Source organism: Sabulicella rubraurantiaca (assembly GCF_017355885.1).
Taxonomy (GTDB): Bacteria; Pseudomonadota; Alphaproteobacteria; order Acetobacterales; family Acetobacteraceae; genus Roseococcus; species Roseococcus rubraurantiacus.
This window is the reverse complement of sequence record NZ_JAFEUU010000007.1, coordinates 1-14,334: the sequence shown is the minus strand read 5'-3', so window position 1 is coordinate 14,334 and position 14,334 is coordinate 1. Positions and strand designations below refer to the sequence as shown.

The 14,334-nt window shown below is 69.7% G+C and carries 12 protein-coding genes; 5 read left to right on the top strand and 7 right to left on the bottom strand.

Translation table 11 applies throughout. The features are described 5' to 3' along the window. The first annotated feature begins 15 nt into the window (after window positions 1–15). The 5 genes from JTJ31_RS13735 to JTJ31_RS13715 all read left to right on the top strand — a co-directional run bounded on the left by JTJ31_RS13735 (window position 16) and on the right by JTJ31_RS13715 (window position 5,902). Complete coding sequence (locus JTJ31_RS13735; RefSeq protein ID WP_207539272.1) at window positions 16–1,254, top strand: putative DNA modification/repair radical SAM protein; 1,239 nt, start codon at window positions 16–18, stop codon at window positions 1,252–1,254. After that, window positions 1,251–2,690: a UdgX family uracil-DNA binding protein gene (locus JTJ31_RS13730; RefSeq protein WP_207539270.1), complete on the top strand. Its 1,440-nt coding sequence runs from the start codon at window positions 1,251–1,253 to the stop codon at window positions 2,688–2,690. The genes JTJ31_RS13735 and JTJ31_RS13730 overlap by 4 nt, the downstream gene beginning before the upstream one ends. A gap of 103 nt (window positions 2,691–2,793) precedes the next feature. Further along, window positions 2,794–3,786, top strand: a complete 993-nt coding sequence (locus JTJ31_RS13725; protein WP_207539268.1) for a GGDEF domain-containing protein — start codon at window positions 2,794–2,796, stop codon at window positions 3,784–3,786. A 770-nt stretch (window positions 3,787–4,556) separates the two neighbouring features. Next, window positions 4,557–4,952: a hypothetical protein gene (locus tag JTJ31_RS13720; RefSeq protein ID WP_207539267.1), complete on the top strand. Its 396-nt coding sequence runs from the start codon at window positions 4,557–4,559 to the stop codon at window positions 4,950–4,952. Window positions 4,953–5,176: 224 nt separating this feature from the next. Continuing rightward, complete coding sequence (locus JTJ31_RS13715) at window positions 5,177–5,902, top strand: hypothetical protein (RefSeq protein ID WP_207539265.1); 726 nt, start codon at window positions 5,177–5,179, stop codon at window positions 5,900–5,902. Window positions 5,903–5,909: 7 nt separating this feature from the next. On the opposite strand, the gene JTJ31_RS13710 is transcribed toward JTJ31_RS13715, so the two are convergent. From JTJ31_RS13710 to JTJ31_RS13680, 7 genes are all read right to left on the bottom strand, one after another. Next, a complete protein-coding gene (locus tag JTJ31_RS13710; RefSeq protein ID WP_207539264.1) occupies window positions 5,910–6,800 on the bottom strand; it encodes a DUF6734 family protein in 891 nt (296 codons plus the stop codon). Next, window positions 6,797–7,117 carry a hypothetical protein gene (locus tag JTJ31_RS13705; protein WP_207539262.1) on the bottom strand — a complete coding sequence of 107 codons (321 nt, stop codon included), beginning with the start codon at window positions 7,115–7,117 and terminating at the stop codon, window positions 6,797–6,799. Before JTJ31_RS13705 ends, JTJ31_RS13710 begins: the two co-directional genes overlap by 4 nt. Window positions 7,118–7,219: 102 nt before the next feature. Continuing rightward, window positions 7,220–10,003 (bottom strand): NHLP bacteriocin export ABC transporter permease/ATPase subunit, encoded by a 2,784-nt coding sequence (locus JTJ31_RS13700; protein WP_207539260.1) that lies wholly within the window; start codon window positions 10,001–10,003, stop codon window positions 7,220–7,222. Beyond that, window positions 10,000–12,129, bottom strand: a complete 2,130-nt coding sequence (locus JTJ31_RS13695; protein ID WP_328805741.1) for an NHLP family bacteriocin export ABC transporter peptidase/permease/ATPase subunit — start codon at window positions 12,127–12,129, stop codon at window positions 10,000–10,002. Before JTJ31_RS13695 ends, JTJ31_RS13700 begins: the two co-directional genes overlap by 4 nt. After that, window positions 12,126–13,385 (bottom strand): NHLP bacteriocin system secretion protein, encoded by a 1,260-nt coding sequence (locus JTJ31_RS13690; RefSeq protein WP_207539259.1) that lies wholly within the window; start codon window positions 13,383–13,385, stop codon window positions 12,126–12,128. The genes JTJ31_RS13695 and JTJ31_RS13690 overlap by 4 nt, the downstream gene beginning before the upstream one ends. A gap of 192 nt (window positions 13,386–13,577) precedes the next feature. Beyond that, window positions 13,578–13,850 (bottom strand): hypothetical protein, encoded by a 273-nt coding sequence (locus tag JTJ31_RS13685; protein ID WP_207539257.1) that lies wholly within the window; start codon window positions 13,848–13,850, stop codon window positions 13,578–13,580. Window positions 13,851–13,929: 79 nt separating this feature from the next. Next, a complete protein-coding gene (locus tag JTJ31_RS13680) occupies window positions 13,930–14,238 on the bottom strand; it encodes a hypothetical protein (protein ID WP_207539255.1) in 309 nt (102 codons plus the stop codon). Window positions 14,239–14,334 lie beyond the last annotated feature (96 nt).

The window sequence follows — 14,334 nt, the reverse complement described above, 5'->3', positions numbered from 1 at the left end:
CCCCATATCAACCCTATGCCCGACGCCGCCCTGGACCTCCGCCGGAAGCTCGAGATCCTGGCCGATGCGGCGAAATACGATGCCTCCTGCGCCTCCTCCTCCGCGCCCAAGCGCGACAGCCTGAAGGGGGGCATCGGCTCCTCCGAAGGGATGGGGATTTGCCACGCCTACACGCCCGATGGGCGCTGCGTGTCGCTGCTGAAGATCCTGCTCACCAATGCCTGCATCTTCGACTGCGCCTATTGCATCAACCGTGCCTCCTCCAACGTGCCGCGCGCCCGCTTCACGGTGAAGGAGGTCGTGGACCTCACCCTCGGCTTCTACCGGCGCAACATGATCGAGGGGCTGTTCCTGTCCTCAGGCATCATCCGCTCGCCCGACTACACGATGGAGCAGCTCGTTCGCGTGGCCCGCAGCCTGCGCGAGGAGCACGGGTTCCGCGGCTACATCCACCTCAAGACCATTCCCGATGCCGCGCCGGAATTGCTGGCCGAGGCGGGTCGCCACGCCGATCGCCTGTCCATCAACATCGAACTGCCGCAGGAAAATTCGCTCAAAGCACTGGCGCCGGAGAAGGACTTCGCCGGCATTCGCCGCTCCATGGCGCGGATGCGTGTCCGGATCGAGGAGGCGAAGGAGGAGGCGCGCGCCCCACGCTTCGCCCCGGCCGGGCAGTCCACCCAGATGGTGGTGGGGGCGGACGGGGCGGATGACCGCGCCATTCTCGGCACGGCCAGCACGCTTTACGGCAGCTATGGGCTACGGCGCGTCTATTACAGCGCCTATTCGCCTATCCCCGACGCCTCCCGCGCCCTGCCGCCCGCGCCGCCCCCCCTGTTGCGCGAGCACCGCCTCTACCAGTCCGACTGGCTGCTGCGCTTCTACGGCTTCTCCCTGGACGAGATCGTGCCGGCCGGCCCAGACGCGATGCTGGCGCTGGACGCCGACCCCAAGCTGGCCTGGGCACTGCGCAACCGGCATTTCTTCCCGGTGGACGTGAACAAGGCCTCGCGCGAGGCGCTGCTGCGCGTGCCCGGCCTCGGGGTGCGCAGCGTCGACCGGATCATCGCCTCCCGCCGCCATGGCGCGATCCGCTGGGACGCCCTCGCACGGCTGCGGCTGCCCTTGCGGAAGCTGCGTCCCTTCCTGGTCACGGCCGATTCCACGCCGGGTTCGCTGCTCGATCAGGCCGGTCTGCGGGGACTGCTCGTGTCGAAGACGCAAGCCGCCCCACGGCAGATGGCCCTGCTGTGATCGCCGCCAGCCCGGCCCACCCCACGCGGCTGGATGCGTGGCGCGACGCCGCACGGCCCCTGCTGTCGGCGGGCGTGCCGCCCGATGCGGTGAGCTGGGATGGCTCGCTCTTCGCCGACACGGACGAGTTGCCACCTACGGGGGCCACGCCGCCGCGCGTCCCGCCCGATTTCCTCGAACTGGCCGAAACCGTGCTGCGTCATCGCGATGCGGAGCGACACGACCTGCTCTACCGCGCCTTGTGGCGCATCGCGAACGGGGAGCGCGAGTTGCTGGAGCATGCGACCGACCCGCTGGTCTTGCGGCTTTCCCTCATGGCCAAGGCGGTACGGCGCGACGCGCACAAAATGCACGCCTTCCTTCGCTTCCGCCCGCATCCGGAGGAGGACTGGCACCTCGCCTGGTTCGAGCCGGAGCACCGCATCTTGGAGGCGGAGGCAGGCTTCTTCGTGCGCCGCTTCGCGGGGATGCGCTGGTCCATCCTGACCCCCGACGGCTCCGCCCATTGGGACGGGGAGACGCTCGAATTCGGACCACCCGGAAGGCGGGAGGACGTGCCGCCCGAGGGCGAGGGCGAGGTACTCTGGCGCGCCTATTACGGCAGCACCTTCAATCCGGCCCGGCTGAAGCCTGCCGCCATGCGCGCCGAGATGCCGCTGCGCTACTGGCGCAACCTGCCGGAAACGCGCGAGATCCCGCGCCTGATGGAGGAAGCCCCTGCCCGCGTCGCCGCCATGGTCGCGCGCGGCGCCTCCGAGCCCTCCATGCGGCGGCAGCGCCTCATCCACTGGGCGCCCTCCGGCGTTTCGGAGGCGATGGAACTCTTCGATGCCGCCGCGGGCGACCGCGAGGCCGCGCTGGCCGCGCTGAAGGCCGAGGTGCTGGCCGACCGGGAAACGCCGCTTGCCGCCCAGGCCACCCAGGCCGTGTTCGGCGAGGGTCCGCTCGACCCGCCCCTTCTCTTTGTCGGCGAGCAGCCAGGCGACGAGGAGGATCTAAAGGGCCGCCCCTTCGTGGGACCGGCCGGACGCCTCTTCGACGGCGCGCTGGAGAAGGCCGGCATCACGCGCGGCGAGTGCTACCTCACCAATGCGGTGAAGCACTTCAAGTTCAATCCCTCCGGGCGGCGCCGCATCCACCAGAGCCCCGATGCGGGCGACATCGCGCATTACCGCCCCTTCCTGCGCCGCGAGATCGAGATCGTCGCGCCGCGCCTCGTCGTCACGCTGGGCGCCACGGCGCTGCGCGCCATGATGGGGCGCGCCATCCCCGTCACCAAAGCACGGGGCGAAATCATGCGGACGCCGGAAGGGCTGCCGGTGTTCCCGACCGTGCACCCCTCCTACCTGCTGCGCCTGCCGGACCCGGACAGCCGCGAGCGCGAATACGGACGCTTCGTCGAGGATTTGAAGCGCGCCCATCGCGAGGTGATGTAGGCCCCGCCGGTAAGTGGATTTCCTGGGCTGACATCCGGGCATCCTTGCCGCTTCTTGCGCCCCCGCCTTGCGCCGTTGCGCGGGGCGCGCTGGATGGAACGAGATGCCGCCTGCCCCCCTCCCCGCCCGTGAACAGGAGCGCCTCGCTGCGCTGCGCTCCTATGACATCCTCGACACCGGCGCCGACACGGCGCTGGACAACCTCGTCAAGTTCGCAGCCAGGCTCACGGGCACGCCCATCTCCGCCGTGTCGCTGGTCGCGGAGGAGCGGCAGTGGTTCAAGGCGCAGGTGGGTCTCCCAGTCAGCGAGACCCCGCGGGAGCAGTCCTTCTGCGCCCATGCCATCCTGGAGCCGGGGCAGCCCCTAATCGTCGAGGATGCGACCCGCGACGAGCGCTTCGCCGACAACCCGCTCGTCACTGGGGAGATGGGCATCCGCTTCTACGCGGGCGTGCCGCTGGTGAACCCCGAGGGGCATGCCCTCGGCGCGCTCTGCGTCATCGACCGGGAGGCACGTAGCCTGAGCGCGGACCAGAAGGAGGCGTTGGTTCGCCTGGCGGAGACGGTAGGCACCACGCTCGAACTGCACCGTGCCATGCGGCGCATCCGCTCCTACGCGCTGACCGACAGCCTGACCGGCCTCGCTAACCGCTCCGCCTTCCTGATGGAGCTGGAGCACGCCATTGCGCAGCATCAGGCGGGAAGCGCGGGCTTCGCGTTAATCGGCCTCGACCTCGACGGATTCAAGCGGGTGAATGACGTGCATGGTCACCTCGCGGGGGATGAGGTGCTTCGCGCGGTGGCGGAGGTGATGCAGGAAGTGGTGGGCGGAATCGGTTCCCCTGCGCGGATCGGCGGCGATGAGTTCGCGGCGCTGCTTCCCTCCGCGCGGGAGGTGGAAGCGGTCGGCGAGCGGCTGCGCACCCAGATCGCGGCCCGCATGGAGGAGCGCGGCTGGGCCGTGACGGCCTCAATCGGGGCCGTGTCCTTCGTCACCGCGCCGTTCAGCGTTACGGCCGCGCTGGAGGCGGTGGACGAGTTGGGCTACCGCGCCAAGGCCGCCGGCAAGAACCGCGTGATGCACCGCGAGCATTAAGCTGCAGCGCGTGGGCTGAAGGCGTCGTCAGCCACGCCGGGGAAACTTCTGCAAGGCGGTTCGGCCAGCGCAGGCTTTGGCCGCGAGTATTGGTGGCCATCGCAGTTTTGCGTTGTGCACCCATGAACGCGATGCGCGGATACTCAGGCCGCATGACAAACGAATAAGTACCGGATCGAAGAAGCGGAGCGGTCTAAACCCTTGAGCTGGGGCTCGGACCGTCAAGACGGGCTGCTGCCTGCTGGATCGAAGCGCTGTAGCCGCCCCGCCCCACCAAGCTAAAGCTGCCGGCATCAATCATCAGGCGATCTGGTGGAAGTAGAATTGCTGCGTTCGCGCTGAGCCAATTCGTCACCACCGCAAGCCCACGCCAGAACTGCGTGGCGAGTCGGAAAAAGCATGCTCCATCATAATTTGCGCAAGCCTTGGCTTCGATTTCGAAAGTGAATTCAACACTCTCCACTAGAAGACCTGACCGACCCGGGCACAAGGGCTCTTTTTGTCTAATACCTTGCACAATCCCTCATTAGGAATGCTAGGGTTGCAATCTCGTTAAGAAATGAATGGGATGTTTCATGTCCTGGAGATCAGCCCGCATCGCTGCACTGGTATCAGTTTTGACAGCACCCAGCATCGCGGCGGGCGTTGCGCAGGCAGCACCGTGGGGGAGCCTGCCAGTTGGATTCCCTCACGGCAGCCCTGTTAGTGGAAACCCCAACATATCCAATCCAGGGCGCGACATGAGCCAGTCCTTAGGGCCGCTCGCGGCGATGACGGAAGCGCCCAAGGGCAGCTTCGATCTCCGGATCAATTACGGCGGGTCCTACTTCGACGCGGAGGGAAACATCCAAGTCAGGTCCTGGCGGATCGATGAGGCGGTTCGTCTCCTCGGCTTCAGCCTCCTATTCCCCAGTGACAGCGAAGGCTTGTCGCAATCCGACCAATCTTTGCACCAGGGCGGGCAAGATGGCCTACCGGGAAGCTCCCCGTTCGGCGATGCCGGCTTCCCACCTTATGCAGGCGGTTCTTATGGGGTCGGTCTTGAAGCTGTGCCCCCCTCTCCTGGCCAGACCACCATTGCCGTACCGGCTCCAGAGGGATTCGCCTTCCTGGCGCTGGGTTTGCTCGGCCTGGGCTTCGTGAGGCGCGGGCAGGCCGCTGCCTAAGACAGTATGCCCGCGCCCAGGACAGGGCGAGGGCTCTGTCGCTTCAGAGGCCAACGGGCCGCTTCTGGTCCCTGCAAGCGGGTAGGGACACGCCAAGAGTTGTCCAGCGCAACAGACCACCTCGAAGGACCGATAAGTCCCACGCTCCTCGCCGAACGACAATTCGGGGTTGGTCGCGGCAGGTGATGCTACCCTGCGGCGCTTTTCCTTATGGCGGGGCGAGAATGTTGACGACATTCCTTGCACAGCTCGGCATCAACGCCGTGGTCGCGCTGGGCGTAGCCTGGGCGGCGGTCAAGTTCCTCGGCAAGTCGTGGGTGGATCACCTTTTCAGTCGGCAGCTCAAGGAACTCGAGTTCCGTCACGAGCAGCAGATCACCAGCCTCAAGCTGGACCTCGACATCATCCGGAACCGGATCTCCAAGCTGCACGACCAGGAATTCGTCGTGCTCCCGGAAGTATGGAGCAAGATGTCGGCGGCGCTGAGCACGACCATCGCCGCCACAGACCCGCAGCGCGTCCACCCCAGTGCGATCGGCATGAATGAGGGTGAGCTGAAGGAGTACCTGGAAACCGCCCCCCTTCTCATCTGGGAGAAGGGTATCATCAGAAACTTCACAGGTGATCAGCATCGGGAGCGCGATGCCGCCCTGCACAACATGCTCGACTGGGCGGGCTACCGGAAGGCGCGCCAGCTTGCGGAGGAATTCCGCGCCTTCCTGCAATCCCGGCGCATCTTCATGTCGGAGGAACTCACCAGCCGGCTCGACCGGTGCAACGAGACGCTGGACAGCGCCATTTCCGAATTCCGGCGTTTCCTCGAGGCACGGCAGGAAGGCAGGTCCTTCGACCTCGTGATCTGCCCCCGACTGAAGGAGGAGGCGACGGAGATGGCGGACGCGGTGCGGGTCGAGATCCAGAAGAAGCTGTTCGCCGGCCGCGCAGGCTGAGCCGGCCTCACCATCTCTCCGCGGCGATCATGCAGGCTTCGTACAACCGCGGATTCTGGCGCCGGACGCGGGCGGCGAGGCGCGCCGCGACGTCAGGATTGGCCTTGGTGTCGCCGATCAGGTGGGTGTAGCCGACGCTCTGGGCCTCGCGCGGGTCGAACGCATCGTTCGAGGAGGGAAACAGGAAGCCGACCCGCGGCGCCGCTTCCGGCGCCTGGCGATTCTGCCAGTCGAGGAAGGCAGCCAGGAAATACTGCTCGACCAGGATGTTGTCGCGCACGCCGAGCGACGGAAAGATCGGCCGGTTGCAGGGGTGGCGGATGACCTCCATCGCCAGCTCCGCATAGCGGGCGACCAGGGCCGCGTCGTTGCCGCCCAGGATCCCGCAGCAGATCGCCCGATTGGCCTGTCGCCCCGCATACTCCGCCCACTGCGGAGGCAGCCAGCCGCCACCCTTGGCGATGCCCTGCATGAAGGCGTCGATCCGGTACAGGGACTGGTCGCCGAAGCTGAAGCGCTCCGGGTTCTGCGCGAAGACGGCGGCCGCCGTGACATGTGGCGGGAGGGGCCTCCACAGGATGACGTCGCCGTCGAGATGGATGAAGGGCTCGGTCTGCGCGGCGTAGGTGCTGAGCTTGCCGAGCACCCACCACCCGACATCCTCCTCCGCATCGAGAGCATCGAGCGTCAGCTCGACCTGCCGGAAGGGCAGCCCCAGCCGGTCGACAAGCAGTTCGGCGCCGGCGCTGTCGGCATGCAGGCAGGTCAGCGGGTAGCGGCGCGACGCCTCGGTCACCGAGAGCGCCCAGGACAAAAGGTGCGTCGCGTCCGAATGCCAGGCGCGGTGGTAGTAGGCACGGTAGGGCCTGGACCAGAATGACCAGACGGCGCGTCTCACAGCAGGTGACTGCCGATGCCGTGCGACCCGGCACCGGAGGAGGAACTCCATACCGGCGCAGCGACGGTGAAGAGGCCCGGGATCTCGTGGAGACTTCCATCCACGTCGAGCAGGAGGCTGCGCGGGCCGATCGCGGCATCCCCGGCGATCTCGATCGCGACATCTACCTCTTCGGCGCGGCGATTGAGTACCTCGAGGCTGACCCCCGATCCCGAGAAGCGCAGTCGCGCACGGCCAAGCAGGGCGGACCCGCTCAGCGTCGCGACGATGAGCGACTGACGGACACCCCAGCTGCGCGAGCATCGGATCCGGCCCATGGGCGCCTGCTCATCCGCGGTTCCATTCGAGCATAGCGGGTCCGCCCCTGGTGTCGAACGGAATGCCAAGCGCACTGCGTGGAGGGCGGGCGCCTCATTCTCTCAGGCCAGCTGCCGCGCCGCGAGGCGGGTGAACAGGCCCCCGGCCTCCATCAGCTCCTCGAACCGCCCTTCCTCCACCACCTTTCCCCCGTCCATCACGTAGATGCGCGCGGCGCGCTGCACGGTGGACAGGCGGTGCGCGACGACGATGGTGGTTACGCCCATCGCCTCCAGATTGCGTGTCACCACCTCCTGCGTCGGGTTATCGAGGGCGCTGGTCGCCTCGTCCAGCAGGAGGATACGCGGGCGATGGGCCAGGGCGCGGGCGATCATCAGCCGCTGCCGCTGCCCACCCGACAAGGTGCCGCCGCCCTCGGGCAGCATGGTGTGCAGCCCCATCGGCATGGCGGCGATGTCCGGCTCCAGCCCGGCGGCGCGGGCCGCTGCCATCGCCTCCTCTGCGCTCATCGGCACGCCGCCGGCGATATTCTCCAGCAGCGATCCGGCCAGCACCCGCCCGCGCTGGAGCACCACGCCCATTTGCCGCCGCACCGCGCGCGGATCGAGCCCGGCAAGGTCGCGTCCGTCCAGGAACACGGCCCCGGCCTCTGGCGCCTCGAAACCCAGCAGGAGGCGCAGCGCGGTCGACTTGCCGGAGCCGGAGGGCCCGACCAGCGCCACCGTCTCGCCCGGAGCGGCGCGCAGGGTCACCTGGTCCAGGGCCGGGGGAAGCCACGGCGCGTAGCGGAAGGTGACGCCCTGAAGCTCCACCACGCCGCGCAGCGTCCCGGGGTCGCCCCGCATCCCCGCATCCTCCGGCACCGCCTCGAGGATGGGGCGGGCGCGCTCATAGAGCGGCACGAGGGCCAGGACAGAGGGCAGCACCCCGGCAAGCGACAGCAGGGCGGAGGTGAACTGGCCGAAGGCGGCGCTGAAGGCGACGAAGTCGCCAATCCCCACCTGCGCCCAGCCCAGCCCGACCGCCGCGATCAGCACGCCGGTGGAGAGAGTTCCCCAGAGCGCGCCGAAGGTCGAGACGCCGCCCGACACCAGCCGGGTGCGCAACGCGAGCCGCGCCTCCTCCGCGAAGGCCAGCGCGAAGCGGGCGAAGCCCCGATCCTCAGCCGCCGCGACGCGTAGCTTGGAGATGCCCTCGACCAGCTCCAGCGCCAGGGAGCGGACACGGCCCGAGGCATCCAGCAGGCGCCGCCGCAGCCGCAGCTGCACCAGCGCGGCCGCCACCATCACCAGCGCCTGCACCAGCGCGAGGCCGAGCGCGACCAAGGCGAGGCGCCAGCTATAGTGCAGCAGCAGCGCGAAATTCAGCGCACCGAACAGCGCCGCCAGGGCGGTGCCGACCACCGTGCCGCTCGCCGCCTCGCGCATCTGGTTCACCGCATCGGCGCGCATGGCGAGGTCGGCCGCCTGCCGGCCCCGGAAGAAGGAAACCGGCAGGCGCAGGAGTCGGTCCCAGATCGCGGCCTCCAGCCGCGCATTCACCGTGGTGGCGAGGCGCAGCAGGGCAAATCCGCGCACGAGGCCGAACACGCCGGCACCCACCGCCGCAGCCGCCAGCCCGGCCAGGATCTGCGCCAGCTCACCGCGCGCGCTGGCCGGGATGATGCTCTCGAAGAGCAATCCGGTCGCATAGGGCGTGGCCAGCCCAAGAAGACCCGCGAGCAGCGAAACGAGAAGGATCGTCGTCAGCTCCCGCCGCCCACCGAGCAACCCCAGGCGCAGCAGTGCCCGCGCGCCCAGCTTCACGTCCGGCAGCATTGGCGACAGGCTGTAGCCGAAGGGTTCGAGTTCTGCCTCGGCCGGCTTTCGCTCCCCGGGCAGCAGCGCCAACGGACTGCCATCGGCGGCCAGGAAACCCAGGAAGGGCTCCTCCGCCCGGCGGCGCCATCCCGGCTCCAGCCGCACGCGGCGCGCGCGAAGCCGGAACCCCTCCGCAGCGGCCAGGACGGCGCGGTGCCGGTCTTTCGTCCGCTCGGGGGCACGTGCGGCGCCTTCCGCCGGGACGCCCAGGGCGCGGGCGATGCGCTGCAGCGCGTCACGCAACCCCTCGCCTTCGCCGACCTCCTGCGTCTTGCCCCCCTGCCCGGCCAGCATCGCCACCGCCGCGGCGGCGTGGGCATCGCCACTGCGTGCCCGCTCGGCGATGCGGCTGCTGAGGCTTTCTTCCTCTCGCTGGGAAGCAGCGGCGAGCCGCGTGAGGCAGGCAGCGTGGAACCGCTCCAGCGCCGCCGGAAGCTGTCCCCCGGCCAGGAGCGAAGACCGGTCCAGGTACCGCAGCCGCGTTCCAGGAAGGCCGAGCATGCCCGGCCCAGCCGCCGGCAAGGGCGCGACCTCGCCAGGACCAATGGCGGGGCCGGCGGCGTCCGGCTCTTCCAGCCGACCGGCTTCAACAAGCGCCCAAGCCACGCCCTCGCGCGGGCGCAGCAGCGTGGCCTCGGCCAATGCCTCGCCTTCCGCCGGAAGCGCGGGCTCGGGCGGAGGGGCTGGAGAGGCCACGCGCAACAGGGCGAAGAGCCACGCCTCCAGTGCGGGCAGCAGCGCTGCCTCCGCATCTTCCGGGGCCACGGGGCGCAGCCGCGTTCCCGGCTCCGGCCAGGCGCGCACCGGATGTTCCGCGTTGCCCAGGCACGGCGCGACACCGCCTGCCGCGACGCGCAGCAGCGGCACGGAAAGCCCGGCTTGGCCGGACGGGCTCAGCCGCAGCTCCAGCGCGCCGGCTTCCACGACGAACCACAGCCCGCCGCCATCCATGACCAGCGGCCCGGTCGGGGTGAAGGGGCCGGTGCCTGCCGGGTGAAGCGGCGCCTCGGGCGCGATCCCGCTCATGCCCCGCGCACCAGTTCGGCATAAGGGCCGGGCTGTGCGATCAGCGTCGCGTGGTCGCCGCGCTGCACGACCTGCCCGCGCTCCATCACCAGGATCTCGTCGCAATCTCGGATGGTGGAAAGCCGATGCGCGACCACCAGCGTGGTGCAGCCCCGCCGACGAAGATTTGCCAGTAGCCGCGCCTCCACCACCGGATCGAGGGCGGAGGTCGCCTCGTCGAGGATCAGGAGGCTCGGCCGGTGCACCAGGGCGCGGGCGATCTCGAGGCGCTGCGCCTGCCCGCCCGACAGATCCGTGCCGCCTTCTGCCACGGTCCCGTCATAGCCGCCGGGCCGCGCCAGGATGACTTCGTGCAGGCAGGCATCGCGCGCGGCGGCCAGGATATCCGCCTCGGGGATGGTGTCGTCCCACAGCGTCAAATTCTCCCGCACCGTGCCGCGGAACAGCGCGACCTGCTGATCCACGAATCCCAGCGATGCCGCCACCGCATCGCGCGAGGTCGAGGCGGCCGGGCGGCCATCCAGCAGGATCTCACCCGCCCAGTGGTCATAAAGCCCGGCAAGGAGCCGCGCGATGGTGGATTTCCCGCTTCCCGATGCGCCCACCAGCGCGATGCGCGCCCCAGGCTCCAGGTGCAGGCTGAAATCCTGGATCAGCGGCGCCTCCAGCGGCGAATAGCCGAAGGCGAGTCCGCGCATCTCCACCTGTCCAGACAGCCGCGCCGCCGGGCCGGAAGGAGTGGTTCCGGGCAGGAGACGCGGATCGGGCTGTGCCGCCGCCACGTCCTCCACACGCTCCACCTCGCCCTGCAAGGCGCGCAGCCGCGCTGTCGCGCCGGTGAGTGCCTGAACCGGGCCGAAGAAGCCGGAAAGCAGCGCCTGGAAGGCGACCAGCGTCCCGATGGTGATCGCGCCGTCCATGGCGCGCAGCGCGCCGAGCCCCAGCACGGCCGCCATCCCCAGACCCGCGAGAAGTGTCGGTAGAAGATCCAGCGCCAGGGCGGGAAGCTGCAGGCGCAGCCGCGCATTGAGCAGCCGCGCCTGCAGGCCAGCCCAGCGGCCGAAGAAATCCGCTTCCAGCCCACCCGCCTTCAGCGTCTCGATTGCCTGGATGCCGCCGACGGACACAGCGGCCATGCGCGCCCCCTCGCGTGCCACCTGCCGCGTCGCTTCGCGCTGCGTCGTCGCCACGCCCTGCACCACCAGCGCGTTCAGCAGCGCCACCATGACCCCGACTATCGTCAGCACCGGGTCGTAGAGCAGCATGAGGCCGAGATGGAACAGCACGGCCAGGGCGGCGGCGAGCAGCGCCGTCGCCTCCGCCCCCACGCGATGCCCGGTTTCCGAGGCAGCAGAGGCACGGGAAGCGAGGTCGCCTGCATAGCGCTGCGCAAAGAACCCAGTAGGCAGGCGCAGCATGTGCCGGAAGAAGCGCAGCCCGAACCCGGCGCCCAGTGCCAGTTCCTGCCGCGCCATCGCGTGTTCCTGCAGCCAGGTGAGCCCACCGCGCAGCAGCGCCGCGAAGGCGAGGCCGAGCAGCAGCGGCCTCACCCATCCTTCGAAGCCGCGCACCAGCACGTCATCCACGAAGATCTTGGACGCGGCGGGCACCGCCACCGCGGGCAGCAGAGCCAGCGCGGCAGCGATGGCGAGATAGGCAAGCCCTTCGCGCGCCGAGGCGAGGCGGGACAGGGCGGCCGCGAGCGGACGCGGCTTCGCCCCGCCCGGTGCGAAATCCGGCCCTGGCTCGAAGACCAGCAACACACCAGTGAAGGCGGAGTCGAATTCGTTATGCGGCACGAGGCGCGGGCCGGAGGCGGGGTCGATGATCCGCACCCCGTTCCGCTCCAGCCGCTCCACCACGACGAAATGGTTGAACTCCCAGAAGGCGATGGCGGGCAGCCTGTGCGCAGCGATACCTTCGGGCTCGACGCGCCAGCCTTTCGCCTCCAACCCGTAGCGCCGCGCGGCGCGCAGCAGGTGGCTGGCGCGGCTGCCGTCGCGCGACACGCCACAGGCAACGCGCATCTCTTCCAGCGGGACCCAGCGCCCGTGATGGGCCAGCACCATGGCCAGGGAGGCGGCGCCGCACTCGGTCGCCTCCATCTGCAGAATGGTGGGCGTCACAGCCCCGTCCACCGGCGCAGCGCGGGGATGACGAGCTCGATCGGCGGTGCGGCGCGCACGGTGACGTCGCCCGCCACCAGCATGCCGTTTTCCACCGTCACCTCGCGGCCCTTGCTCGAGGTCCAGGCATAGGGATTGGCAGAGCCCGGCGCCGGGCTTGGCCGCAGCGCGACACGCACCAGCAGCGGCGCACGGTCCCCCGCCAGTTGCCGCGCGAGGTCCTGATTGGCGAGGAGGTCCGCCACCTCCTGCTGCGACACCGGCACGGGCGACACGCTGTGCACCGTGCCGACCAGGGCGCCGTATTCCTCACGCCGCGCCGTGCTGGGCGAAAGCCGCACCTCCATGCCGGGGCGGACCTGCTTGCCCGCGTCGGCCGGAACGAAGAGCAGCGCCTCCAGCGTCTCCTCACCGGTCTCGACCACCAGCAGTCGCTGCCCGGCGGAAACCAGCGAGAAGCGCGTGGCCGGTGTCATCACCACCTCCCCGGCGACGCTGGCGCGGATCTCGGTGGCGAGGCTGCGCGACAGCCGCGCCTGGTCCAGCTGCCCCTGCACTTCCACTTCCTGCCGCGCGAGGCCCTCCACCTCCGCGTCACGCTGGGCGCGGAGCGAAAGCAGACCCGCCTCCAGCGAATCCAGGTCGGTGCGGGTGCGCGACAGCGCCTCGCGCGCGGCGAAGAGCCGCTCGCGCACGTCCACCACGCGCTCCGTGGTGACGAGGCCGCTGCCCGCCAGCCCCTCGCGCGTGCGGAGCAGGTTCTCCAGCTCGGTGATGCGGCTTGCGGTCAGGCCCGCCGTTTCCTGCAGGCCGCGCCGGCGCGTGGCCGCCGCCTGCTCTTCCTGCGACAGGCGTTCGGCGTAGCGCGCGCGCACCGCCTCGCCCTGGGTGTGCAGCTCTCGCAGCCGCTCCTCCAGCCCGGCGACGCGCGCATCCTCCTCCGGCGCGCGCAGCCGCGCGATCAGCGCACCCTGCTCGACGCGCTCCCCCGTGGCGGCCAGATGCTCCAGCCAGCCCGACTTGGGGGCGTTGATCCCAACGAACATGCCATTGGCCTGGACCAGCACGCCCTGCCCTGCTGCCGTCATGCGGTAGGTACCGAGGATGCCCCAGGCCAGGGCGGCCGCCAGCAGCACCGCGCAGGTCAGCAGTGCCGCCCAGCCCAGTGGCGGGACGATGCGGATGCGCTGCTCCAGCTCCTCCGGCGCGGCGAGGCGCGCGAGCGCCTTCTCGCGGAACAGAGTGGACGCGCTCACCGCCACCACCCTGAGAAAAGTCGCGAGGGATGGCCGGAGCCGCAATGCAATTCGGGAAGGGAAACCATTCTCCGGCAGTCTTCAAACCATCATGAGGCGAGCCACAAGGCCGGGAATTCCCGTATGGACACAGGAGAAACCGCGCGGACCCATCGCCCGCGCGGCACTTCGGATTGGCCTTTGGTGCTGGTTTCAGATCCCTCCAGCGGCGGTTCCGACGAGAGCGCCGGAGGCGGTGAGGCCTGCGGTGGTGGTGGCACCGGTGGCGATGATGCTGGCCATGGTGACGCCCGCCTCGGCCAGCAGCGGCGCGGTGGCGCCCGCGGTGGCGATGGTCAGCGCCACACCGGCCACGAGGCCGACGCCCGCGCCAATCCAGGTGCCCAGGCCGATGCCGCCCGAAGCGGCGTCCAGCTGGTCGTCGGTCAGGGCCAGGCCAGCGGCGGGGGAGGTGATCTGCGTCATGGGGATGGTTCCTGCGAAAGGGGTGTGATGGGAGGAATGGAAGAAGAAGCCTCGTGAGGAGGCGGGGCGAAGGCGTGTTTCAGCCGAGGGAGGAGCCGATCTGCTCGCCCACCACGCCGCCCGCACCCGCGCCGACGATCCCGCCCACCACGGCGCCCACGGTGGGGGCCGCGGCCATGGTGGCGAAGGTGGCCTCGGTCATGCCGGCCATGATGCCCGCGATCATGCCGCCGGCCAGGCCGCCGGTGGCCGCCACCAGGACGCCGCCCGCGATGATGCCCGCGCCCAGGCCGATGGCGCCGCCCAGGCTGATGCCGCCGGCCACGTCATCCAGCTGCGCGTCAGACAGGGCGAGGGAGGCGGGGGCGGGGGAGGAGATGGTGGTCATGGTCTGGGTCCTTTGGCTCTCGGTGGGTCCCGTGCTGCGGGAGTGAGGCCATGCTACCGATCCAGCATGATCGGCCCAGACAATAGAGGCGATGAA